The sequence below is a fragment of the Streptomyces javensis genome, from assembly GCF_039525925.1.
Lineage (GTDB): Bacteria > Actinomycetota > Actinomycetes > Streptomycetales > Streptomycetaceae > Streptomyces > Streptomyces asiaticus.
In genome coordinates this window covers 201,978-224,055 of sequence record NZ_BAAAIF010000004.1, presented here as the reverse complement: position 1 = coordinate 224,055, position 22,078 = coordinate 201,978, and the positions used below count along the sequence as shown (strand labels likewise).

The following is a 22,078-nucleotide window of genomic DNA, read 5'->3' as shown; positions in this document are numbered from 1 at the left end:
CGCGCGGGGGCTCCGCTCCTCAAACGCCGGATGGGGGCTGGATTCGCGGGGCGCGGCTTTACGCGGTGGGGGCCGCGATCCGCGCGCGTTGACGCGCGGCCGCCGTGCCGTGGCCGGCCAGGCCGGGAAGGCGTTCGGGGCCCATAACATGCGCGTGCCCCGCGCCGCTTGGGCGGCGCGGGGCATCGGGCGCTCCGGTGTGACCGAGGGTCACCGGGACTGCTGGGCCGGGACGCCGCGGGTGGCCGCCTCGTCCTCGCCCGGGGCACCGGCCGCGGCCACCGCCGCGCCGGTCAGCGTCGCCAGCATCTCGCGGACGTTGGTCAGCTGGGCGTTGATGCTGTCGCGGCGGTTGGTGAGGGCCGCGAGCTCGCGCTCGGATTCGCTGCGGATCCGGTCCGCCTTGGCGTTGGCGTCGGCCACGATGTCCTCGGCCTGGCGCTGCGCGGTCTCCACCGTCTGGCGGGCGCGGCGCTCGGCGTCGGTGCGCAGCTTCTCGGCCTCCAGGCGCAGCTGCTCGGCGCGGTGCTCGATCTCCGCGAGCCGCTTCTCGGCCTTGGCCTGACGCGAGGCCAGGTCGCGCTCGGACTGCTCGCGGCGCTTGGCGAGGTTGGTCTCGAAGTCGGCGGCGGCCTGCGCGGCCTTGGCGCGGGTCTCCTCGAAGAGGGAGTCCGCCTCCTCGCGCTTGGACTGGGCGTCCTTCTGCGCCTCCTGGCGCAGCGTGGCCGCCTCGCCCTTCGCCTTCTCGACGATCCGCGCGCCCTCGTCCTCGGCCTTGGCCTTGCGGTCGGCGGCGAACGACTCGGCGTCGTTGCGGACCTGCTGGGCGGCCGACTCGGCCAGCTCACGGTGCTGTTCGGCGGCGCGGCGAGCCTCCTCGCGCAGATCCTTCGCCTCTTCCTCGGCGAGCCGGAGGATCTTCTCGACCCGGGCGCCGAGCCCCGCGTAGGACGGCTCCGAATCGTTGATCTGGGCCTGAGCGTTCTGCGTCTCGAGGTGCAGCTCCTCGATGCGCTTTTCCAGAGAGGTGATACGGGCCAGTGCACTGTCACGATCGGCGACGAGCTTGGAAATGCGGTCGTCCACCTGACCGCGGTCGTACCCACGCCGCACGAGCTCGAAGCCGAAGGGGGAGGAAGTGTCGCTCATGGGGTTCCTGTCGAAAGAGACCGGTGAGGTGATAGAGGGAATCCTAGGGGGCCGAACGGCGTGTCATCGAGTCAACGTCTGTTTGATCTGCGAAACCTCCAGCCTTTTGAGTGGCAGTAAGACGGAGACCTCGTCACTCGTCGGGATGATACGGACATGCCGTGATGGACGCAGCCTGACGCGAGACTTACGCGAAACCGACGCGAGACTTAAGCGAAACCTCGATAGGCGCAGCTGAGACTCGTCCCCCTGGATACGGTTACCCCTCCGACCGCTTTCCACTCCTCGTCGCACCCGCACCCGCCGCTGTCTTGACTTGGCCGTTCTCCTTGCCGCCCGCGCCACCCGACGCGGGGGTCTCGAAGGATTCCAACGCCTCGAGGACGTCCTGGACACGGGAGATCTCCGCGTTGATGTCCTCGCGGCGGCGCTTGAGCAACTCCAGCTCCCGCTTGCCCTCGTCCACGATCTGCTGTGCCTCGTCCGTGGCCTGGGTCCGGAGCCGGTTCGCCTCCCGCTCGGCCTCGGTCTTCTTCTGCTCGGCCTCCTTCAGCAGACCCTCGGCCTTCTTCACGGCCGCGATCCGCACCCGGCTCGCTTCGCTCTCCGCCTCCGCGACCAGCGACTTGGCCTTCTCCTCGGCCTTCATCAGCTGCGCGGTGGCCGCCGCGACCAGCTTGTCGACCCGCTCGCCGGTGGCCTTCATCTGCTCCGCGGACTCCCGGCGGGCCCGCTCGTGCAACTCCTCGACCTCGGCCTCGGTACGGGTGCGCAGCTCCTCGGCGCGCTCCCGGATGGCGGTGGCGTCGCCCCGGGCCTCGCCCAGCATGGTGTCGGAGTCCGTACGGGCCTTCTCCACCATGGCGTTGGACTCGGCCGTGGCCTCGGCGACCAGCCGGTCCGCCTCCTGGCGGGCCGCGCCCACCATGGTGTCCGCCTGCTCCTCGGCCGCGGTCGCCGCGCGCAGCGCGGCCTCCTGCGCCTCGGAGGTGAGCCGCTCGGCCTCCGCCGAGGACTCGGTGATCAGCCGGTCGGCCTGCTCGGCGGCGTCCGAACGCCGCTTGTTGGCGTCCTCGCGCGCCCGGTCGATCAGCCGGTCCGCCTCGGCCTGCGCCTCGTTGCGGATCCGCTCCGCCTCGGCCGCCGCCTCGGCCTCGACCCGCTCGGCCTCGGCGCGGGTGCGCGCCGCGTGCTGCTGTGCGGAACCGACGGTCTCCGCGGCCTCGCCGCGCAGCCGCTCCGCCTCGGCGCTCGCCTCCGCGCGCAGCCGGTCGGCCTCGTTGCGGGCCTCGCTGACCAGGCGGTCCGCCTGCTCGGCCGCCTCCGAGCGGATGTTGTTGGCGTCGCCGCGGGCCTGGGCCCGGGTGCGGGCCGCGTCCTGCTCCGCGGTCGCCCGCGCGTCGGACGCCTCCGTACGCAGCACCTGCGCCCGGGTGGTGGCCTCGGAGACCAGCCGCTGGGCCTCCTCGGTGGCGCCGCTGACGAGCGTATCGGCCTGCTCGGCGGCCTCGGCACGGGACTTGTTGGCCGAGCGGCGCGCCTCGTCGAGCGTCTCATTGGCCTCGGCACGCAGCCGCTCGGCCTCGTGGGTGGCCTCGGTGACCAGCCGGTCCGCCTGCTCGGCGGCCTCGGCGCGGCGCCTGTTCGCCTCCTCGCGGGCCTGCTCGGTCAGCCGCTCCGACTCGGCGATCGCCTCCGCGACCGTGCGCTCCGCGAGCGACTTGGCGGCCTCGGACTCCTCCGTGGCCTCCCGCCGCACCCGGGTGGCGTCCTGCGAGGCGCGCTCCCGCTCCGCGTAGGCGTCCGCGCGGACCCGGTCGGCCTCGGCCTGGGCCTCGTCGCGCACCCGCTCCGCGGCGTGCTCGGCGGCGCCGCGCAGCGCGGTGATCTCCTGCTCGGCCTGCTCGTGCAGCCCGGCGACCGAGTCCCGCACCTGCTGGGCGGTCTGCTCGGCGGTGGCCACCAGGTCGGCCGAGCGCCGCTCGGCCTCCTCGACCAGCCGCTGCGCCTCGGCCTGCGCCTCGGAGACCCGGTTCCGGGCGGCGGCCAGCAGCTCCTCGCTCTGCTCCCGCGCCGCCGTACGCTCCGCCTGCGCCTCCTCGCGGGCGTCGGCGAGCAGCTCCTCGGCCTCGCGGCGGCGGCGGGCCGCCTCCTCCTCGACGGCGGCCAGGGCCACCGCGGCCTCGGTGCCGATCCGCTCGGCGGCGCTCGCCGCCTCCGCGCGCACCCGGTCGGCCGTCTCCTGGGCCTCCGAGCGCAGCCGCTCGGCCTCGGCGGCGGCCTCGCCGCGCAGCCGTACGGCCACCGACTCGCCCTCGGCGCGCGCGTTCGACGCGTCCGCCGCGGCCTCGTCGCGCAGCCGGGCCGCCTCGTCCTCGGCCTGCTGACGCAGCGCGTTCAGCCGTTCGGCGGACTCGGTGCGCTGCCGCTCGATCTCCTCGCCGGTCTCCCTGCGCAGCCGCTCCGCCTCTTCGCGGGCGTCCCGCAGCGCCTGGTCGGCGGAGGAGAGCCGCTGCTCGGCCTCCTGGTGCAGCCGGTTGAGCTCGCCCTCGGCCTCGGCGCGGCGGTCCTCGGCGGCCCGCTCGGCCTCCTCGCGCAGCTCCTCGGCCGCGGCGGCCGCCTCCGACTTGACCCGCTCGGCCTGCTCCTCGGCCGAGGTCACCAGCTCATCGGCCTCGCCGCGGGCCCGCTTCAGCAGCTCATCGGCCTGCCGGCGCAGCGCGTTGGCCCGCTCGATGGCCTCGGTGCGCACCCGCTCGCTCTCGGTGGTGGCACCGGAGCGGGTCTCCTCGGCGTCGGCCTTGGCCTTGGTCAGCAGGTCCTCGGCGGTGCTGGCCGCCTCCTCGATCTGCTGGACCGCCTCCCGGCGCGCCTCGGCGCGGACCCGCTCGCCCTCGGCGACCGCATCCGACTTCAGCTGCTCGGCCTCGCCGCGCAGCCGGCGGGCCTCCTCCTGAAGCTCGACGGTCTTGGCGCGGTACTCCTTGGTGTCGTCCTTGGCCGTGCCCTTGAGCTGCTCGGCGGTGTCGTGCGCCTCGGCCCGCAGCCGGTCGGCCTCCTCCTCGGCCTCGCGCCGGATCCGCTCCGCCTCGTCGGTGGCCGCCTTGGTGGTGGACTGCGCCTTCTCCGAGGCGCGGGTCAGCACCTCCTCGGCGCTCCGGGCCGCCTTGGCCAACTGGGCCGCGGAGTCCTCGGCGGCCCTGGCCCGGGCGTCGTCGCCCGCCTCGGCGATCATCCGCTCGGCCTCGGCGCGGGCGTCGTCCCGCAGCTGCTCGGCCTCGGCCCGCAGCCGCTCGGCCTCCTTGGTGGCCTCGCCGACCAGCCGGGCGACCTCCGCCTTGGCGGTACGGGTGCGCTGCTCGTTGTCCGACTCGGCGGCGCTGAGCCGCTTGGCCGCCGCGTCCCTGGCCTCGGCGACCACCTTCTCGGCCTCGCTGCGCGCCTCCCGCAGCGCCTGCTCGGCCTCCTGCATCCGCTGCTCGGCGGCGCGGGTCTGCTCGGCGGCGGCGCGGCGGGCCTGGTCCGCCTCGCTGGCGGTGGAGGCGCGCAGCTGCTCCGCGTGGTCGGTGGCCTCCTGGGCCTGGGTGCCCGCGTTGGTCAGCAGCCGCTCGGCGTCGGCACGGGCCCGGCGCAGGATCGCCTCGGCCTCGTGGCGGGCGGCCTCCGCCTCCGACCCCAGCCGCTGGCGCGCCTGTTCGGTCATCCGCTGGGCCTCGGCGCGGGCCTCGGCCAGGGCCTGCTCGGCCTCCGCCCGGGACTCGTCCATCAGCCGGCGGGCCTGCGCCTCGGTTCGGGCCCGGAGCTGCTCGGCCCAGGCCACGTTCTCGTTGACGTGCGACTCGACGGTGGCGCGGCGCTCGGCCAGCTCCTGGTCCAGCCGCTGGCGCCGGGCCACGGCCTCGGCGTGCAGCTCGGCCTCGAGCCGGGACTGCCGCTCGGCCTGCTCCTGGAGCAGCCGCTGGGTCTGGGCGCGGGTCTCGCGCAGCTCCCGCTCGGCGTTGGCGCGCAGCTGGTCCGCCTGGAGCTGCGCGTCCCGCAGCAACTGCTCAGCCTGGTAGCCGGCGTTGACGTTGTCGTAGGCGGGGCGGGCCGCCAGATTACGGCGCGCCTCATGCAGCTTGGCGCGCAGCACCTCGACTTGGTAGCCGAGGTCGTCGGCGTGCTGGACGGCCTTCTCCCGCTCGGTCTTCAGCCGCTCCATCTCGGCCTCGAACTTCGAGAGCTGATCGTCAGGCTCGTAGCGGTCGTAGCCCCGCACTGCGCGGTCCCATCCGTCCCCTGGTCGCATTGGCGGCCGGCTCCGTAACCCTTCGAACTCCCGTGGTCCCTTGCGGTGCCCCGAGGTCCCTCGACGGTTTCCCTTGCGGTACCGACCAGGCGACGTGCGTGCCGGGTCGGACCGGAGCTGGCCCTTCCGAAGAAATGGTGTCAGATCATCGGCGAAGCCCGGGCCGGACCCCGAACCCTCTCCGTTTCCGTACCCCGGCCGATGCAGCACTCTACCGGCCGGGGAAGGGGTAGGTCAGTGGTCCGCTTCAGTGATCCTCTTCGTCCTTGTGCGCGGCCTCGTGCGCGGCGGGGTTCGCGGCGGTGACGAGCTCGGTCAGCACACCGTGACAGTCCTTGGGGTGGAGGAAGGTGATCCGGGAGTCCATCGAGCCGCGGCGGGGCTGCTCGTAGAGGACCCGGACGCCCTTGTCGCGGATGGCCTCCGAGTCGGTGTCGACGTCGGCGGTGCCGAAGGCGATGTGGTGGACGCCCTCACCGTTCTTGGCCATCCACTTGCCGACCGCGGAGTCCTCCCGGATCGGCTCGAGAAGTTGCAGGTAGGAGGCGCCGCCGTCGGAGGTCTCATTGATCTTGAGCATGGCCTCACGGACGCCCTGCTCCTCGTTGATCTCGGAGTGGAACACCTCGAAGCCGTACGTGGCACGGTAGAACTCGACAGTCTTGTCGAGGTCGAAGCAGGCGATCCCGATGTGGTCGATTCTCGTCAGCATGGGAACAGTGCACCGCCGTACGGTCGGTTACGCAACGTGCGCGCGATCACACCGATGGGCCGGTGACCGCGCGGGTACTCGTCAGTACATTGACGATAACCCTCGTTAACTTCCTTCTCCTCGTGAAGGGACGCACCAATGACTCGTACGACCTCTGTGATGGTGGCGGGCGCGCGCACGCCCATGGGACGACTCCTCGGCAGCCTGCGCTCATTCGAAGGTGCCGACCTGGGCGGGATCGCGATCAAGGCCGCGCTGGAGCGGGCCGGGGTCGGTCCCGAGCAGGTGCAGTACGTGATCATGGGACAGGTGCTCCAGGCCGGCGCCGGGCAGATCCCGGCCCGTCAGGCGGCGGTCAAGGCCGGTATCCCGATGAGCGTGCCGGCCCTCACGATCAACAAGGTCTGCCTCTCCGGCCTTGACGCGATCGCCCTGGCCGACCAACTGATCCGTGCCGGTGAGTTCGACATCGTGGTCGCGGGCGGCCAGGAGTCCATGACCAACGCCCCCCATCTGCTGCCCAAGTCCCGTGAGGGGTACAAGTACGGCGCGGTCGAGATGCTCGACGCGATGGCGTACGACGGGCTCACGGACGCCTTCGAGCACATCGCCATGGGCGAGTCCACCGAGAAGCACAACACCCGGCTGGGCATCCAGCGCCCCGAGCAGGACGAGTTCGCGGCCCAGTCCCACCAGCGGGCCGCCGCCGCGCAGAAGAACGGCCTCTTCGACGCCGAGATCACCCCGGTGGAGATCCCGCAGCGCAAGGGCGAGCCGGTGGTCTTCGACAAGGACGAGGGCATCCGCGGCGAGACCACCGCGGAGCTGCTGGCCCGGCTGCGGCCCGCGTTCACCAAGGACGGGACGATCACCGCGGGCACGTCGTCGCAGATCTCGGACGGTGCCGCCGCGGTCGTCGTGATGAGCAGGGCCAAGGCCGAGGAGCTCGGTCTTGAGTGGATCGCCGAGATCGGCGCCCACGGAAATGTGGCGGGACCCGACAACTCCCTCCAGTCGCAGCCGTCCAACGCGATCGCGCACGCCCTGGGCAAGGACGGGCTGACGGTGGACGACCTCGATCTCATCGAGATCAACGAGGCGTTCGCCGCGGTCGCCGTGCAGTCAATGAAGGACCTGGGCGTCTCCCCCGAAAAGGTGAATGTGAATGGGGGCGCGATCGCCCTCGGCCACCCCATCGGGATGTCCGGCGCGCGTATCGCGCTGCATCTGGCGCTGGAGCTGCGGCGGCGCGGCGGCGGCACCGGCGCGGCGGCGCTGTGCGGTGGCGGCGGGCAGGGCGACGCGCTGATCCTGCGGGTGCCGGCGGGGAAGTAGTCCCGTGCGGGAATCCGGTTTCCGTTCTGATCAAGCGGCTGTGATCGAGCGGCTGTGATCGAGCGGCTGTGGTCAGGCGGCTGTGGCCAGGCGGCCTTGATCAGGCGGCTGTGATCGAGCGATTGTGCTCAAGCGATAAGGAGTACGGCACCCATGGCTGATGTGCCCACGCTGGTGGAGCAAGCGCGGCAGGGGCGGCCGCGTGCGGTCGCCCGGCTGATCTCGCTGGTCGAGGGCGCCTCGCCGCAGCTGCGCGAGGTGATGGCCGCGCTCGCTCCGCTGGCCGGGGGCGCGTATGTGGTCGGGGTGACCGGCTCGCCGGGGGTCGGCAAGTCCACGTCGACCTCCGCGCTCGTCTCCGCCTACCGGCGGGCGGGCAAGCGGGTGGGCGTGCTCGCCGTGGACCCCTCCTCGCCGTTCTCCGGCGGGGCGCTCCTCGGCGACCGGGTACGGATGTCGGAGCACGCCTCCGACCCCGGCGTCTACATCCGCTCCATGGCCACCCGTGGCCACCTCGGCGGGCTCGCCTGGGCCGCTCCGCAGGCCATTCGGGTGCTGGACGCGGCCGGCTGCGAGGTGATCCTGGTGGAGACGGTGGGCGTCGGTCAGTCCGAGGTCGAGATCGCCGCCCGGGCCGACACCAGCGTGCTGCTGCTCGCGCCGGGGATGGGCGACGGGATCCAGGCGGCCAAGGCCGGGATCCTGGAGATCGGCGATGTGTACGTGGTCAACAAGGCCGACCGGGAGGGCGCCGACGCCACGGCCCGCGAGCTCAACCACATGCTGGGCCTGGGCGAGGCGCGGTCGCCGGGCGACTGGCGGCCGCCGATCGTGAAGACGGTGGCGGCGCGCGGCGAGGGGATCGACGAGGTCGTCGAGGCGCTGGAGAAGCACCGTGCGTGGATGGAGGAGCACGGTGTGCTCGCGGAGCGCCGGATGCGCCGGGCGGCGGGCGAGGTCGAGACGATCGCGGTGACCGCGCTGCGGGAGCGGATCGGCGATCTGCACGGCGACCGCCGCCTGGGCGCCCTCGCCGAGCGGGTCGTCGCGGGCGAGCTGGACCCGTACCGGGCGGCGGACGAGCTGGTGGCGGCGGTGACCGAACAGGGCTAGCGCCCGCTCTCGGGTGCGCCGAGGGTGCGTTCCGGGTGCGTCGAGGGGTGTGCCGAAAGGGTGCGTTCCGGTGCGCCGAGGGTGCGTTCCGGGTGCGGGGACGGGGCCTCCGGGGCGGGGCCCTGGACCGTATATTTACGGCGCCGACGGCCGTTGAGCGTGGGGTCGGCCGGGTATTGGCGCCACAAATACACGTAAGTGTCCAGGACCCCGCCCCTCCGACCCCGTCCCCTCCTGTCTCGTCGGCGGCTCTCCCTAGTCCTCAGTCGTCGTCGCTGTCGTCATTACCGTGGTCGTCGTCGGCCGGGGCCTGGGTGACCTTGCCCGAGTGGGCGTCTACGGTCAGGTCACGCTCCTTGTGGTTCTTCACGGTCTCGACCTCCCACACCGGGGTGCGGTCGCCGTCGAACTCCACGGAGGTCACGGTGGACTGGGGCGCGGCCTTCCGGGCCGCCTCGATGGCCGAGACGGAGGCGTGCCGCAGGGCCTTGGCCTCGGCGGCGTCCTCGGGGTCGCTGTCGTCGTCCCGGTCCACCCGCTGGCCGGTCACCTTGCCGTTGGCGTCCAGCGTGACCTCGTGCCACTTGCCGTCCTTGCCCAGGACGTCCGCCTCCCAGCGGCCGTGGTCGCGGTCGATGGAGTCCAGCGTGCCCGGGACGGCCTTCAGGGCGGCGTGGGCGGCGTCGGACAAGGACGCGCGGGCGGCGCCGGTCGCCTGGGAGGCGGTGGACGAGGGCTGCGTGCCCGCCACGGCGACGGCCGTACCGCCGGTGACCAGGGCTGCCGCGGTGACGGACGCGATGACGATGTTGCGCTTCATGAGGGTTTCCTCCCCGTGTGCTGTTCGGACGTTCACCACCATCACGGAGCGATGCTGAAGCCCAGCTGAAGTCGCCTGAAGAGATCTTCAGGTTGGCTCTGCGACGCTGGTCGCATGCGTGTGCTGATCGTGGAGGACGAGCGGCGGCTGGCCCTGTCGCTGGCCAAGGGGCTGCGGGCGGAGGGTTTCGCCGTCGACGTGGCGCACGACGGCCAGGAGGGGCTGCACCGTGCGCAGGAGGGGGTGCACGACCTCGTCGTCCTCGACATCATGCTGCCGGGGCTGAACGGCTACCGAGTGTGCGGGGCGCTCCGGGCCGCCGGGCACGAGGTGCCGATCCTGATGCTCACCGCCAAGGACGGCGAGTACGACGAGGCGGAGGGGCTCGACACCGGGGCCGACGACTATCTGACCAAACCGTTCTCGTATGTGGTGCTGGTGGCGCGGATACGGGCGCTGCTGCGGCGGCGCGGCCCGGGTGCCTCCCCGGTGGTGCGGCTGGGGCCGCTCACCGTGGACCGGGGCGCGCGCCGGGTGGAGCGGGACGGCCGGGAGGTGCCGCTGACCGCCAAGGAGTTCTCCGTGCTGGAGCAGTTGGTGACGCGGGCGGGCGACGTCGTCTCCAAGCCGGACATCCTGGAGCATGTGTGGGACTTCGCCTACGACGGCGACCCCAACATCGTCGAGGTGTATGTGAGCGCCCTGCGCCGCAAGTTGGGCGCGGGGCTCATCGAGACCGTACGGGGAGCGGGGTACCGGCTCCGTGCGTGAGGTGTTCGGTTCGGTACGGGCGCGGGCCGCGCTGGGGGCGACGCTGGTGGTGGCGGTGGCCCTGGTGGCGGCGGGGATCGCGGTGCTCCAGGTGCTGCGCTCCGATCTGGGGGACCAGGCGCGGCTGAAGGCCCAGGTGGACGCCCGGGAGGTGGCGTCGAAGATCGCCGCCGGGACGGGCTACGGGTCGCTGAAGCTGGACGAGAGCGTCCCGGTGCAGGTCGTGGACGAGGACGGCCGGGTGCGGGCGGTCAGCGAGGACCTGGAGGCCGTGACGGGCACCGGGAGCGCGTCGGTGAAGCCCGTCGCGGCGGGCGTCACGGACGACGACGCCGACGATGACGACCGCGGCGCCGGAAAGGTCTCCTCCGGGGAGGAGTACGGCGACGGCTCCGCCCGTGTCGACGGGGAGACCGCCGACTACGTCTGGGCGGCCGTGGAGGCCACCGGCACCTCCGGTGAGGACGTCACCGTCTACGCGGGCGCCCCGCTGGCCACCGAGCGCGGCGCGGTCACCACGGTGCGGGACGCGATGCTGCTCGGGCTGCCGCTGCTGCTGCTGGTCGTGGCCGCCGTGACCTGGCTGGTGACCCGGCGGGCGCTGCGGCCCGTGGAGGGCATCCGGCGCGAGATGGCCGCCATCACGGCCAGCACGGACCTGTCCCGGCGGGTGCCCGAGCCGGGGTCGCACGACGAGGTGGCGCGGCTGGCCAGGACCACCAATGAGACGCTCACGGCGCTGGAGGCGTCCGTGGAGCGGCAGCGGGCCTTCGTGGCCGACGCCTCCCATGAGCTGCGCTCCCCGGTGGCCTCGCTCCGCACCCAGCTGGAGGTGGGCGCGGCCCATCCGGAGCTGCTGGACCTGGACGGCGCGGTGGAGGACGTGGTGCGGCTCCAGCGGCTCGCCGCCGATCTGCTGCTGCTGGCCCGGCTGGACGCGGGGGAGCGGCCCACCGGAGGGACGCCGGTGGCGCTGGACGCCCTGGTGCGCGAGGAGCTGGCCCAGCGGCTGGCGGACCGGGTGCCGGTGCGGGACGAGACCGCGCCGGTCGCGGTGCCGGGCTCGCGCGGGCAGCTGGCCCAGGTGCTGGGCAATCTGATCGACAACGCCCAGCGGCACGCCCGGAGCGGGGTGCGGGTGGCGGTGCGCGAGGAGGGCCGGTGGGCCGTGCTGGAGGTCGCGGACGACGGCGCGGGGGTGCCCGGGGCGGAGCGGGAGCGGATCTTCGAGCGGTTCGTACGGCTCGACGACGCCCGCAGCCGCGACGATGGCGGGGCCGGGCTCGGCCTCGCCATCGCGCGGGACGTGGCGGTGCGCCACGGCGGCACACTGGCCGTCCGGACGGCACCCGAGGGCGGCGCCCTGTTCGAGCTGCGGCTGCCGAGGTAGGGGCTGTCCGGCGGACCACGCGGCGGAGCCCCGGCCCGCCGCGGGCGTCAAGCCCCGCCGGACACCACTTAGACCCGGCCCCGCTGGGTGCGCAGATGTTCCGCGACGGGCACCAGCGATCCGTACAGCGCCTTGAGGTCGTCCGGCGCGAGCAGATCGATGAAGTGGCTGCGCACGGACGCCACATGGTGGGGGGCGACCTTGCGCATGGTGTCCCAGCCCTGCTCGGTCAGCACGGCGTACAGCCCCCGCCGGTCCGATTCGCAGTTCTCGCGGCGGACCAGGCCGGCGTTCTCCATCCGGGTGATCTGATGGGACAGCCGGCTCTTGGACTGTAGGGTCGCGGACGCGAGATCGCTCATCCGCATCCGGTGGTCCTCCGACTCCGAGAGGTTGACCAGGATCTCGTAGTCGTTCATGGTCAGGCCGAACGGCTGGAGGTCCTTTTCGAGCTGGTAGGTCAGCAGCCGGCTGACATCCAGGTGGGTGCGCCAGGCGCGCTGCTCCTCGTCGCTGAGCCAGCGCGTGCCGTTCTCGGTCTCCATGGGATGTATTCTACCTATAGAAGTTGAATTCCGAACCAATGGATGTATCGGGCTAGAGGTCACCTGTTCGACGTTACACTCCGCACCTTCGTGCTCACGAACCGGTACCCCCTGTCTCGCCGACCGATATCTCTGCGACGACCTCCTCCGTGGACTGGAGCAGTACGGTTCCCGCGCCCACGAACTCGAATTGGTGCTCCTCGCCCGAGGCGCCCCCGATGCCGGTACGCGACCGGACGGCACCGAGGAAGCCGCGCAGATACTCGTGGTCGTAGTGGTGGCACGGCGTCGGGCAGTCCGCCCAGCCGACCAGCGCCTGGGGGTCCACCCGGATCGGCGGCTCCATGAAGACCACGGGCCCGTTGGAGGCGGCCACGAACTTCCCCGTGCCGATGAGGGTGAGGAAGCCCGGGACGATGGACTGCTTCAGGGACAGCGAGGGCTGGAAGGCGAGCAGATTGCCGGACCGGATGGAGAGGTTGCCGTCGTCCAGGTCGTAGGAGTTGACGTCGAAGGCGCGGTCCGCGAGCACCATCTTGCCCTGCCCCTCGGCCACCACCCATTCCGCCGCGTGCAGCGGGGAGTGGAAGCTGTGCGCGATGAGGTGGTCGAGGTGGCCGAGTCCGACGCCCTGGAAGTCGATCTGCCCGTAGTAGGCGACCATCTTCCCTTTCTGGAGGAACCACTGGCCGTTCAGATCCACGCTGAAGGCGTACGGATTGATGTTGTCGTCGACGGGCAGCGTCCAGGCGTCATGGATCACGGGGCCGTTCACAGCTTCTCCTCCGATGCCTGGACGTAGACCATGCCGGTGCCGGACAGCTCCAGTTGGAACGCCTCGCCCGAGCCGCGGCCCACCATTTCGCGCCAGCCGATCGCCGTCGAGAGCTTATTGCGAACATCACCCCGGTGGGCGACATAGGCTTGCGGATCGACGTGCACCGGACGTCCCGGGACGATCGGCAGCTCCAGCACCCCGCCGTGCGCCATGACCGCCGCCGAGCCCTGCCCCTCCAGGGTGGTGGTGAACAGCCCCTGGCCGGTGACCTGGCCGCGCACCATGCCCATCACCCCGCCCTGGGAGCCCAGGAACATCGTGCCCTGGCGCAGCGAGCCGTCGAAGGCCAGCAGCCGGTCCGACTCCACATAGAGGGTGTCGCCGACCAGGTCGATCACATGGACGTGGTGGCCGCCGTGCCCGAACATCACCGTGCCCTGTCCCTCGACGGTCATCAGCGGGGTGGCCTCATTGGCGACCCGCCGCCCGATCATCCCCCGCACCCCGCCCTGGCCGCCGGTGATGCTGGGGGTGAAGCGGACGTCCCCGCGATAGGCGAGCATCGCGCCGCGCTGGCTGAACAGGGTCTGCCCGGGCAGCACCTGGGCCTCGACCATCCGCGAGGTGAGCAGATTGAACGGCATCACACCTCACCCCCGATCGTGTTGCGCTCACTGGGCTGGACGTAGACCAGCCCATCGCCCTCGAACCGGATCTGGAAGGACTCCCCGCCGCTCTCGCCTATCAGCGCGCGGAAGTTCACCCCCGCCTGGAAGTGCTGCTTGAGACCGCCGGTGTGGGCGATGTACGCGCCCGGGTCGACCTGGAGCGGTGTCTGCGGGGTGACGCGCAGTACGACCGCCGTGCCGGCCGAGACGAGCGCGGCCTGGCCGGTGCCCTCGACGGTCGTGGTGAACAGGCCGTTGCCCTGCGAGGAGCCGCGCAGCCCGGTGAAGGAGGTGCCGGTGCGCAGCGCGGAGTCCGTGCACAGCAGATTGCTGGACTCCACATAGAGCTTCTCGCCCCGCAGCGACACCAGGTTGATCTCGCTCGCCCGGTCGGCGAAGTAGCACGTGCCGTGCCCCTTCACCTCCATGACCGCCATCTGCTCACCGGTGAGCCGCCGGGTCACCATCCCGCGCAGCCCCTCCCCGCCGCCCGTCCTCTTCTTGAAGGTCATCTCCCCCTCGTAGGCGACCATCGCGCCGTTCTTGGCCTTCACGGAGTCGCCGGTCAGGTCGACCGCGAGCACCCTGCTTCCCTGGAGCCGAAACTGAGCCACGGAGCCGACGGTAGCGGTCCGGCGACGTCGGGGAACAGGGAGCGCCGGGGGCATGGGGTGCCCCCCGGACGGAGATCGCCCGCGCGGCTGCGACAATGGGCGAAAGCTTGTGCATTCCTTCACAAGCTGGTCCGTGTCTCTCTCTTCACACGAAGGTGCTCTCGTGGACTTCAAGACCGCCACCGCGCTGCGCCGGCTCCGCCTGGTCTCCGCGCCCGAGGCCGTGTCGTTCCTGCTGCTGCTCATCTGCTCGGTGCTCAAGCGCACCACGGACTTCAACGCGGTGCCGGTGATGGGCATGGTGCACGGCGTGCTCTTCATCCTCTACGTGGTCTTCTGGGCGGACGCCTGGAACCGCGCCAAGTGGAAGTGGCAGACCGCGGCCCTGTACTTCGTCCTCTCCGTCCTGCCCACCGGCGGCTTCTTCGCCGAGCGCAAGCTCAAGCGGGAGGCCGAGGCCGGGGTGATCGCGGCCCGCGCCCGTAAGGAGGGCGTGGTCAACGCATGATCGTCGCCTTTTCGGTGACGCCGCTCGGCGTCGGCGAGGACGTGGGGGAGTACGTGGCCGACGCGGTGCGGGTGGTCCGTGAGTCGGGGCTGCCGAACCGTACGGATGCGATGTTCACCTCGATCGAGGGCGAGTGGGACGAGGTCATGGACGTCGTCAGGCGCGCCGTCGCGGTGGTGGAGGCGCGGGCGCCCCGGGTCTCGGTGGTCCTCAAGGCCGATATCCGCCCGGGCGTCACGGACGGTCTGACCTCCAAGGTCGAGACCGTCGAGCGGCACCTCTCCGACTGAGAGCCTGTGTCATATCCCCGGTCGGATCAGCGTGCGTGCCAGGCGTCGCACGCCCGGCCGGGGATATGACACAGGCTCTGAGCGCCCCGGTGTGGGCGGCGGGCCTCAGCCCCCGCCCACCAGGGCCATGCCCAGCGGGGTCCGCTCGTACAGCACCTGATGGCCCTGGCGCCGCGAGCTGAGCAGCCCGGCGGCGCGCAGCACCGCAAGATGCGCCGAGACCGACGAGGGCGCCAGGCGGTGTCGGGCGGCCAGGGCCGTGGTGGACGCGGGCTCCTCCAGACCGGAGAGGAGCGCGGCACGGCTGGCCCCCAGGAGCCGTACGAGCGCGTCCGCCGCGACCGCGTCCGGCTCCCGCCACAGTCCGCCGACCCCGCGCGCCGGATAGATCACCGTGGGCTGCCAGGGCGGGACGAAGCCGCTGATCACATCCGGCCAGACGAAGACGCTGGGCATCAGCAGCACCCCCCGGCCGTCGAGCTCCTGCGTCCGGGCGGGCACCACGGAGTTGCGGATGGTGAGCGCGCCGTCGGTCCAGCGCAGCGCCGGGTGCAGATCCGCGAACAGCCGCTCCAGACCGCCCTCGGCCAGCTGCCGTGAGCGATGGGCGATATCGGCCTCCAGCAGGGACCGCAGCCGGGGCCAGTCCGGTGCCACCAGGGCCCGCCAGGCGGCCTCGGTCACATCCGCCAGCCGCTGTACGGCCGCCGCCGGATCGTCCAGCATCGCCCGGCCCCGCGCGGAGCCGGCCGCCCCCGGGCTGCACTCCAGGGACAGGGCCAGCTCACGGCGGGCGGCGGCGGGGTCCGTGGCCCGCATCCGCGCCAGCTCGTCCTCGAACGGCGCGTACGGAACCTCCGGCGGCGGCCCCAGGAAGTCCGGGGTGTAGCCGCGCCCCGGCATCAGCAGCCACAGCTCCGACAGGTCGAGCCCGGCCAGCGCCTCCCGCACCCGCCGCAGCCACGGCAGGTGATAGCCGTGCCGCTCGGTCCGGCGCAGTGTGCGCACCGCCTCGTGGGTCTGGCACAGGGGCGAGATGGCGAACCGGCAGCGCATCAGATCATCGGCCCCGAACTGCATGTGCAGTGGCATCTGTGTTCCCCCCCGGATCCCGAAGATTCGGCTCAGTCCGAAACACTAGAGCCCGCCCCGTCCGCACGGGCACGCTTGCCGCATGTCAACGCCCTCCGGTCCCGGCACCACGGGCCCCCTCGAGTCGCGCCCCGGCGCGCACGCCTCCCGACCCGAGCTCGCGCCCGGGGCCGACGGGGAGCCGCCGCCGGGCCCGGGGAGCGTTGGCTACCGCGCGGTGTTCGCGGTCCGGGAGTTCCGGGCCGTCTTCGCCGCCCACCTGGTCTCCATGCTCGGCGAGATGGTCGGCCAGATCGCACTGTCCGTGCTGGTCTTCCGGCTCACCGGATCGCCGCTGCTGAGCGCGCTGACGTTCGCCACCTCGATGCTGCCGTACGTGATCGGCGGCGCCCTGCTGTCCGCCGTCGCCGACCGCTTCCCGGCCCGTCGGGTGCTGGTGGTCTGCGATCTGGTGCACGCCGCGTGCGTGGCCGCCATGGTGGTGCCGGGGATGCCGGTGGCCGCGCTGCTCGCGCTGCGCTGTGTGCCCGCCGCGATCTCCCCGGTGTTCAGCGGCACCCGGTCGGCGACGCTCGGCGACATCCTCGGCGAGGGCGACGCCTTCGTGCTGGGCCGCTCGGTCCTCCGGATCACCTCCCAGACCGCGCAGCTCGCCGGGTTCGGAGTCGGCGGACTGCTGCTGGCCGCCGTCTCGCCGCGGGTCGCGCTGGCGCTCACCGCGGCGGCGCTCGTGGGCTCGGCACTGGTGCTCCGCTTCGGTACCCGCCGCCGCCCGGCGCGCCGGCTGACCGGGGGCGGGGCTCCCCCCGCTACCGCTGGGAGGTGGCCCCTGCTCGGGGACTCGCTGAGCGGGATCCGGCGGCTGTTCGCGGACCGCCGGATCCGGGCGCTGATGGTGCTGTCGTGGGTGCCGCCGATGTTCGTGGTGATGCCCGAGGTCCTGCTGACGCCGTACTCCGATGGGCTGGGTCTCGGCGCGGTGGGTCTCGGGCTGCTGATGTGCGGGATGCCGGTGGGCGCGATCACCAGCGAGGCGCTGGTGGGCTCGCTGCTCGGGCCGCACGCCAGGACCCGGCTGACGCTGCCGGTCGGCGTGGCGGCGATGCTGCCCGCCCTGGGGTACGCGGCGCATCCGTCGTTCGGCTGGGCGCTGGCCCTCCAGGTGCTGACCGGCTGCGGTATCGCCTACCACCTCGGCCTCGACCAGTGGTTCTTCGCCGCCGTCCCCGATGAGCTGCGCGGCCGGGCGATGACGGTGATGACGGCCGGGCTGATGACCTCGCAGGGTCTCGGCATGGCGGTCTCGGGCGCGGTCGCCGAGGTCGTACCGGTCCATGTGGTGGCCGCGACGGCGGGCGGCTGTGGGGCGCTGTGCTCGCTGCTGGCGGCGCTGGAGGTGCGGCGTACGGCCTCCGGGCCGGTACGGACCGAAGTGTGAGATAGGGCTGACCACGATATGACCGGCCGGTAGGGTCGGTGGTGTGCCGAAGCCGCTCAGTCTGTCGTTCGACCCCATCGCCCGCGCCGATGAGCTCTGGAAGCAGCGGTGGGGGTCCGTGCCGTCGATGGCCGCGATCACCTCGATCATGCGGGCCCACCAGATCCTGCTCAGCCAGGTCGACGCGGTCGTCAGACCGTACGGACTGACCTTCGCCCGCTATGAGGCGCTGGTGCTGCTCACCTTCTCCAAGGCCGGTGAGCTGCCCATGTCCAAGATCGGCGAGCGGCTGATGGTCCACCCGACCTCGGTCACCAATACCGTGGACCGCCTGGTCAAATCGGGTCTGGTCGACAAGCGGCCGAACCCCAACGACGGCCGCGGCACCCTGGCCTCGATCACCGACCGGGGCCGTGAGGTGGTCGAGTCGGCCACCCGCGATCTGATGGCGATGGAGTTCGGGCTCGGGGTCTACGACGCCGAGGACTGCGGCCGGATCTTCGAGATGCTGCGCCCGCTGAGGGTCTCGGCGGAGGACTTCGACGACGACTGAGCGGGGCCCCGGTGGCGGCCGCCGAAGACCGGGGGCGGCGAAGATCGCCCCGGAACGGGCGGTTACGCTCAGGGCATGAAACGCAGCGTGCTGACCCGCTACCGGGTCATGGCCTACATCACCGCAGTGATGCTGCTCGTGCTCTGCACCTGCATGGTGTTCAAGTACGGCTTCGACACGGGCGAGGACCTCACGCTCGTGGTCTCCCAGATCCACGGCGTGCTCTACATCATCTACCTGGTCTTCGCCTTCGACCTCGGCTCCAAGGCCAAGTGGCCGTTCGGCAAGCTGCTGTGGGTCCTGGTGGCGGGCACCATCCCGACGGCCGCGTTCTTCGTCGAGCGCAAGGTCACCCGCGAGGTGGAGCCGCTGGTCAGCGGCGCCGAGCCCGCGCCCGCGCAGGTCTGACCGGGCGTTTGCAGCCCTTCCGCGCGTCCCGTCCGGGGTCGGACGAGGCGCGCGGCCGGGTAGGGGAGTACCCCCGATCGGCCCACTGCGGCGCGTCTCGTGTCGACAATTACTAGGACGTCCTAGTAATTTTGCAGCATGGACGCCGAAGGCATTGAGGAGGGCCGCCGACGGTGGCAGGCCCGGTACGACGCGGCACACAAGCGCGACGCCGACTTCTCCACGCTGTCCGGGGACCCCGTCGAGCCGGTCTACGGGCCCGCCCCGGGCGACTCCGTGGCGGGGTTCGAGCGGATCGGCTGGCCCGGGGAGTTCCCCTTCACCCGTGGCCTCTACGCCACCGGGTACCGGGGCCGATCCTGGACCATCCGCCAGTTCGCCGGGTTCGGCAATGCCGAGCAGACCAACGAGCGCTACAAGATGATCCTCAAGGCGGGCGGCGGCGGGCTCTCGGTCGCCTTCGACATGCCCACCCTGATGGGCCGCGACTCCGACGACCCGCGCTCGCTCGGCGAGGTCGGCCACTGCGGTGTCGCCATCGACTCCGCCGCCGACATGGAGATCCTCTTCAAGGACATCCCGCTCGGCGATGTCACCACCTCGATGACCATCAGCGGCCCGGCCGTCCCCGTCTTCTGCATGTACCTGGTCGCCGCCGAGCGCCAGGGCGTGGACATCTCACGGCTGAACGGCACGCTCCAGACGGACATCTTCAAGGAGTACATCGCCCAGAAGGAGTGGCTCTTCCCGCCGGAGCCGCATCTGAAGCTGATCGGCGACCTGATGGAGTACTGCTCCGAGGGCATCCCCGCCTACAAGCCGCTGTCCGTCTCCGGCTACCACATCCGCGAGGCCGGGGCGACGGCCGCGCAGGAGCTCGCGTACACCCTCGCCGACGGCTTCGGCTATGTGGAGCTCGGCCTCTCCCGGGGCCTGGACATCGACACCTTCGCGCCCGGGCTGTCCTTCTTCTTCGACGCGCATGTCGACTTCTTCGAGGAGATCGCCAAGTTCCGCGCCGCCCGGCGGATCTGGGCCCGCTGGATGCGCGATGTCTACGGGGCGACCACCGAGAAGGCGCAGTGGCTGCGGTTCCACACCCAGACCGCCGGGGTCTCGCTCACCGCCCAGCAGCCGTACAACAACGTGGTGCGGACCGCCGTGGAGGCCCTCGCCGCGGTCCTCGGCGGCACCAACTCGCTGCACACCAACGCCTTGGACGAGACCCTCGCGCTGCCCAGCGAGCAGGCCGCCGAGATCGCCCTGCGCACCCAGCAGGTGCTGATGGAGGAGACCGGGGTGGTCAACGTGGCCGACCCGCTGGGCGGTTCCTGGTACGTCGAGGCGCTGACCGACCGGATCGAGGCCGACGCCGAGAAGATCTTCGAGGAGATCAAGGAGCGCGGCCGCCGTACGGTGCCGGACGGGCAGGAACCCCGGTGGCCGATCACCGCGGGCATCCTCCAGGGCATCGAGGACGGCTGGTTCACCGGCGAGATCGCCGAATCCGCCTTCCGCTACCAGCGGTCCCTGGAGAAGGGCGAGAAGAAGGTCGTCGGCGTCAACTGCCACGACGGCTCGGTCACCGGCGACCTGGAGATCCTGCGGGTCAGCCACGAGGTCGAGCGCGAGCAGGTGCGGGTGCTGGGCGGCCGTAAGGCCGGGCGCGACGAGGCCGAGATCGCCAAGGGGCTCCAGGCGATGATCGCCGCCGCCCGCGAGGGCTCCAACATGATCGAACCGATGCTGGCCGCGGTGCGCGCCGAGGCCACGCTCGGCGAGATCTGCGACGCCCTCCGCGACGAGTGGGGCGTCTACACGGAGCCGGCCGGCTTCTGAGCCCCGTCCGGGGCGGGTCCGGCGGCCGCCGCGCCATCGGGTTCCGCCCCGGTCATCCCGTACAGCAGCAGATCCGTGAAGTCCCGCGCCCAGCGCGGGTCCACCGGCTCCGCGCTGACCATCAGCCGGTGGAGCACCGTCCCGGCGACCGCGTCGAAGATCAGGTCCGCGTTGCGGGCCGACGCCTCCGGGTCCTCCTCGCGCGGCAGCTCACCGCGGAGCCTGGCGCGCTCCCGGCCGATCGTCACCAGCCGCTTCTGCCGGTCCACGATCGCCGAGCGCACCCGGCACCGCAGCGACTCGTCATGCATGGCCTCGGCGAGGACGGCCATCAGCGCGGTGCCCGTCTCGGGCCGCTCCAGCAGCGCCCCCAGCCGGATCACCGCGGCCTCCACATCGGCGTGCAGACTGCCGTGGTCGCCCGCTTCCAGATGTTCGTCGAAGACCGCCGCGACCGCGTCCACCACCAGCTCGCACTTGCTCGCCCAGCGGCGGTAGAGCGTCGTCTTGGCGACTCCGGCGCGGGCCGCCACATCGCCCAGGGTCAGCTTCGCCCAGCCCAGTTCCACCAGGGCGGCACGCGTCGCGCCCAGGATGGCGCGGTCGGCCTCGGCGCTGCGCGGGCGCCCGGTGCGGCGTGCGGACGGGCTCATGCGCGGCACCCTACCCGCCAGTACCGCGCATCGTCCCGGTGAGTTACGCTACGACTCGTAGCGTAAGGGTGTGCCACGGCCGGTCCACGGGCCGATGCGCTTTTCCCTTCACCGCGCGAAGAGGGGAGGATGGGACCATGCAGCCACGGAACATGTCCATGAGTGGAGTGGTCGACCTCGCCGCGGTGAAGGCGGCCGGAGAAGCGAAGCAGAAGGCGGAGCGGTCGCGGGCCGAGGCGGCCCGCACCGGGAGCGCGCCCGCGCCCGGCCGTCTGATCTTCAATGTCGACGAGGCGGGTTTTCAGCAGGACGTCCTCCAGCGCTCCACCGAAGTGCCGGTCGTCATCGACTTCTGGGCCGAGTGGTGCGAGCCGTGCAAGCAGCTCGGTCCCGTCCTTGAGCGGCTGGCCACGGAGTACGCGGGGCAGTTCGTCCTCGCGAAGATCGACGTCGATGCCAACCAGATGCTCTTCCAGCAGTTCGGCGTCCAGGGGATTCCCGCGGTCTTCGCGGTGATCGCGGGCCAGCCGGTGCCGCTCTTCCAGGGCGCCGCGCCCGAGGCGCAGATCCGCCAGGTGCTGGACCAGCTGATCCAGGCGGCGGAGCAGCAGTTCGGCATCGTGGGTACACCGATCGAACCCGGCGCCCAGGACGAGGGCGCCGAGGAGGCCGCCCCGGAGGTCCCCGAGTCGCCGCAGGACCTCGCGCTCGCCGCGGCCCATCAGGCGCTGGACGCCGGTGACCTGGGCGGTGCGGTGCGGGCGTACCAGAACGTGCTCGCCGACGACCCCGCCAACGGCGAGGCCAAGCTCGGCCTGGCCCAGGCCCAGTTGCTGGAGCGCGTCCAGGGAGTGGACGCCACACAGGTGCGCAAGGCGGCCGCGGAGAGCCCGGCGGATGTCAAGGCGCAGATCGCGGCGGCCGACCTCGACCTGGTGGGCGGTCATGTGGAAGACGCCTTCGGCCGGTTGGTGGACGCGGTGCGCCGTACGGCGGGGGAGGACCGGGACGCGGCCCGGGTTCATCTCCTGAGTCTGTTCGAGGTGATCGGCGGTGAGGACCCCCGAGTGGTGGCGGCACGCGGCGCGTTGGCGCGGGTGCTGTTCTGACCTCC

At 72.1% G+C, this 22,078-nt stretch carries 21 protein-coding genes; 11 read left to right on the top strand and 10 right to left on the bottom strand.

Annotation, left to right across the window (positions count from 1 at the left end):
• Window positions 1-210: 210 nt before the first annotated feature.
• The 3 genes from ABD329_RS06425 to mce form a co-directional block, all read right to left on the bottom strand.
• Window positions 211-1,149, bottom strand: a complete 939-nt coding sequence (locus ABD329_RS06425; protein ID WP_037958439.1) for a coiled-coil domain-containing protein — start codon at window positions 1,147-1,149, stop codon at window positions 211-213.
• A 259-nt stretch (window positions 1,150-1,408) separates the two neighbouring features.
• Window positions 1,409-5,437 (bottom strand): polarized growth protein Scy, encoded by a 4,029-nt coding sequence (gene scy / locus ABD329_RS06420; protein WP_344316081.1) that lies wholly within the window; start codon window positions 5,435-5,437, stop codon window positions 1,409-1,411.
• 247 nt (window positions 5,438-5,684) lie between these two features.
• The gene (gene mce, locus ABD329_RS06415; protein WP_198280082.1) at window positions 5,685-6,149 is read right to left on the bottom strand and encodes a methylmalonyl-CoA epimerase; all 465 of its coding nucleotides are present in this window, start codon (window positions 6,147-6,149) and stop codon (window positions 5,685-5,687) included.
• A gap of 156 nt (window positions 6,150-6,305) precedes the next feature.
• Here mce and ABD329_RS06410 point away from each other — a divergent pair, with 156 nt between their 5' ends.
• A complete protein-coding gene (locus ABD329_RS06410; protein WP_198280085.1) occupies window positions 6,306-7,484 on the top strand; it encodes an acetyl-CoA C-acetyltransferase in 1,179 nt (392 codons plus the stop codon).
• Between the two features lie 153 nt (window positions 7,485-7,637).
• On the top strand, window positions 7,638-8,597 hold the full coding sequence (meaB, locus tag ABD329_RS06405) for a methylmalonyl Co-A mutase-associated GTPase MeaB (RefSeq protein ID WP_198280083.1): 960 nt from the start codon (window positions 7,638-7,640) through the stop codon (window positions 8,595-8,597).
• A gap of 262 nt (window positions 8,598-8,859) precedes the next feature.
• Here the strand turns inward: meaB and ABD329_RS06400 are convergent, their stop codons facing one another.
• Complete coding sequence (locus tag ABD329_RS06400; RefSeq protein ID WP_198276718.1) at window positions 8,860-9,417, bottom strand: PepSY domain-containing protein; 558 nt, start codon at window positions 9,415-9,417, stop codon at window positions 8,860-8,862.
• Between the two features lie 114 nt (window positions 9,418-9,531).
• Here ABD329_RS06400 and ABD329_RS06395 point away from each other — a divergent pair, with 114 nt between their 5' ends.
• Window positions 9,532-10,188, top strand: a complete 657-nt coding sequence (locus ABD329_RS06395; protein ID WP_198276719.1) for a response regulator transcription factor — start codon at window positions 9,532-9,534, stop codon at window positions 10,186-10,188.
• A complete protein-coding gene (locus tag ABD329_RS06390; RefSeq protein WP_198276720.1) occupies window positions 10,181-11,578 on the top strand; it encodes a sensor histidine kinase in 1,398 nt (465 codons plus the stop codon). The genes ABD329_RS06395 and ABD329_RS06390 overlap by 8 nt, the downstream gene beginning before the upstream one ends.
• A gap of 68 nt (window positions 11,579-11,646) precedes the next feature.
• Here ABD329_RS06390 and ABD329_RS06385 read toward each other — a convergent pair whose 3' ends face one another.
• The 4 genes from ABD329_RS06385 to ABD329_RS06370 form a co-directional block, all read right to left on the bottom strand.
• A complete protein-coding gene (locus tag ABD329_RS06385) occupies window positions 11,647-12,123 on the bottom strand; it encodes a MarR family winged helix-turn-helix transcriptional regulator (protein ID WP_198276721.1) in 477 nt (158 codons plus the stop codon).
• A 94-nt stretch (window positions 12,124-12,217) separates the two neighbouring features.
• Complete coding sequence (locus ABD329_RS06380) at window positions 12,218-12,898, bottom strand: AIM24 family protein (RefSeq protein WP_037958467.1); 681 nt, start codon at window positions 12,896-12,898, stop codon at window positions 12,218-12,220.
• Window positions 12,895-13,545, bottom strand: coding sequence for an AIM24 family protein (locus ABD329_RS06375; protein ID WP_198276722.1), 651 nt, complete (start codon window positions 13,543-13,545; stop codon window positions 12,895-12,897). Before ABD329_RS06375 ends, ABD329_RS06380 begins: the two co-directional genes overlap by 4 nt.
• Window positions 13,545-14,183: an AIM24 family protein gene (locus tag ABD329_RS06370; RefSeq protein ID WP_198276723.1), complete on the bottom strand. Its 639-nt coding sequence runs from the start codon at window positions 14,181-14,183 to the stop codon at window positions 13,545-13,547. The genes ABD329_RS06375 and ABD329_RS06370 overlap by 1 nt, the downstream gene beginning before the upstream one ends.
• 163 nt (window positions 14,184-14,346) lie before the next feature.
• Between ABD329_RS06370 and ABD329_RS06365 the strand changes: the two genes are divergently transcribed.
• Together ABD329_RS06365 and ABD329_RS06360 are read left to right on the top strand one after the other, a co-directional pair.
• Window positions 14,347-14,691: a DUF3817 domain-containing protein gene (locus ABD329_RS06365; protein ID WP_198268972.1), complete on the top strand. Its 345-nt coding sequence runs from the start codon at window positions 14,347-14,349 to the stop codon at window positions 14,689-14,691.
• Window positions 14,688-14,981, top strand: coding sequence for an MTH1187 family thiamine-binding protein (locus ABD329_RS06360; protein ID WP_037958476.1), 294 nt, complete (start codon window positions 14,688-14,690; stop codon window positions 14,979-14,981). The genes ABD329_RS06365 and ABD329_RS06360 overlap by 4 nt, the downstream gene beginning before the upstream one ends.
• 105 nt (window positions 14,982-15,086) lie before the next feature.
• On the opposite strand, the gene ABD329_RS06355 is transcribed toward ABD329_RS06360, so the two are convergent.
• Window positions 15,087-16,073, bottom strand: coding sequence for an ArsR/SmtB family transcription factor (locus tag ABD329_RS06355; RefSeq protein ID WP_198276724.1), 987 nt, complete (start codon window positions 16,071-16,073; stop codon window positions 15,087-15,089).
• 82 nt (window positions 16,074-16,155) lie between these two features.
• Here ABD329_RS06355 and ABD329_RS06350 point away from each other — a divergent pair, with 82 nt between their 5' ends.
• The 4 genes from ABD329_RS06350 (at window position 16,156) to icmA (ending at window position 20,311) form a co-directional block, all read left to right on the top strand.
• The gene (locus ABD329_RS06350) at window positions 16,156-17,511 is read left to right on the top strand and encodes an MFS transporter (RefSeq protein WP_198276725.1); all 1,356 of its coding nucleotides are present in this window, start codon (window positions 16,156-16,158) and stop codon (window positions 17,509-17,511) included.
• A gap of 43 nt (window positions 17,512-17,554) precedes the next feature.
• On the top strand, window positions 17,555-18,064 hold the full coding sequence (locus ABD329_RS06345; RefSeq protein ID WP_198276726.1) for a MarR family winged helix-turn-helix transcriptional regulator: 510 nt from the start codon (window positions 17,555-17,557) through the stop codon (window positions 18,062-18,064).
• Window positions 18,065-18,139: 75 nt separating this feature from the next.
• Window positions 18,140-18,472: a DUF3817 domain-containing protein gene (locus tag ABD329_RS06340; RefSeq protein ID WP_198276727.1), complete on the top strand. Its 333-nt coding sequence runs from the start codon at window positions 18,140-18,142 to the stop codon at window positions 18,470-18,472.
• Between the two features lie 138 nt (window positions 18,473-18,610).
• Window positions 18,611-20,311, top strand: coding sequence for a coenzyme B12-dependent isobutyryl-CoA mutase large subunit (gene icmA, locus ABD329_RS06335; protein WP_198276728.1), 1,701 nt, complete (start codon window positions 18,611-18,613; stop codon window positions 20,309-20,311).
• On the opposite strand, the gene ABD329_RS06330 is transcribed toward icmA, so the two are convergent.
• The gene (locus tag ABD329_RS06330) at window positions 20,287-20,964 is read right to left on the bottom strand and encodes a TetR/AcrR family transcriptional regulator (protein WP_198276729.1); all 678 of its coding nucleotides are present in this window, start codon (window positions 20,962-20,964) and stop codon (window positions 20,287-20,289) included. The genes icmA and ABD329_RS06330 overlap by 25 nt on opposite strands.
• A 137-nt stretch (window positions 20,965-21,101) precedes the next feature.
• On the opposite strand from ABD329_RS06330, the gene ABD329_RS06325 reads away from it, so the two are divergent.
• The gene (locus ABD329_RS06325; protein WP_198276730.1) at window positions 21,102-22,073 is read left to right on the top strand and encodes a tetratricopeptide repeat protein; all 972 of its coding nucleotides are present in this window, start codon (window positions 21,102-21,104) and stop codon (window positions 22,071-22,073) included.
• Window positions 22,074-22,078 lie beyond the last annotated feature (5 nt).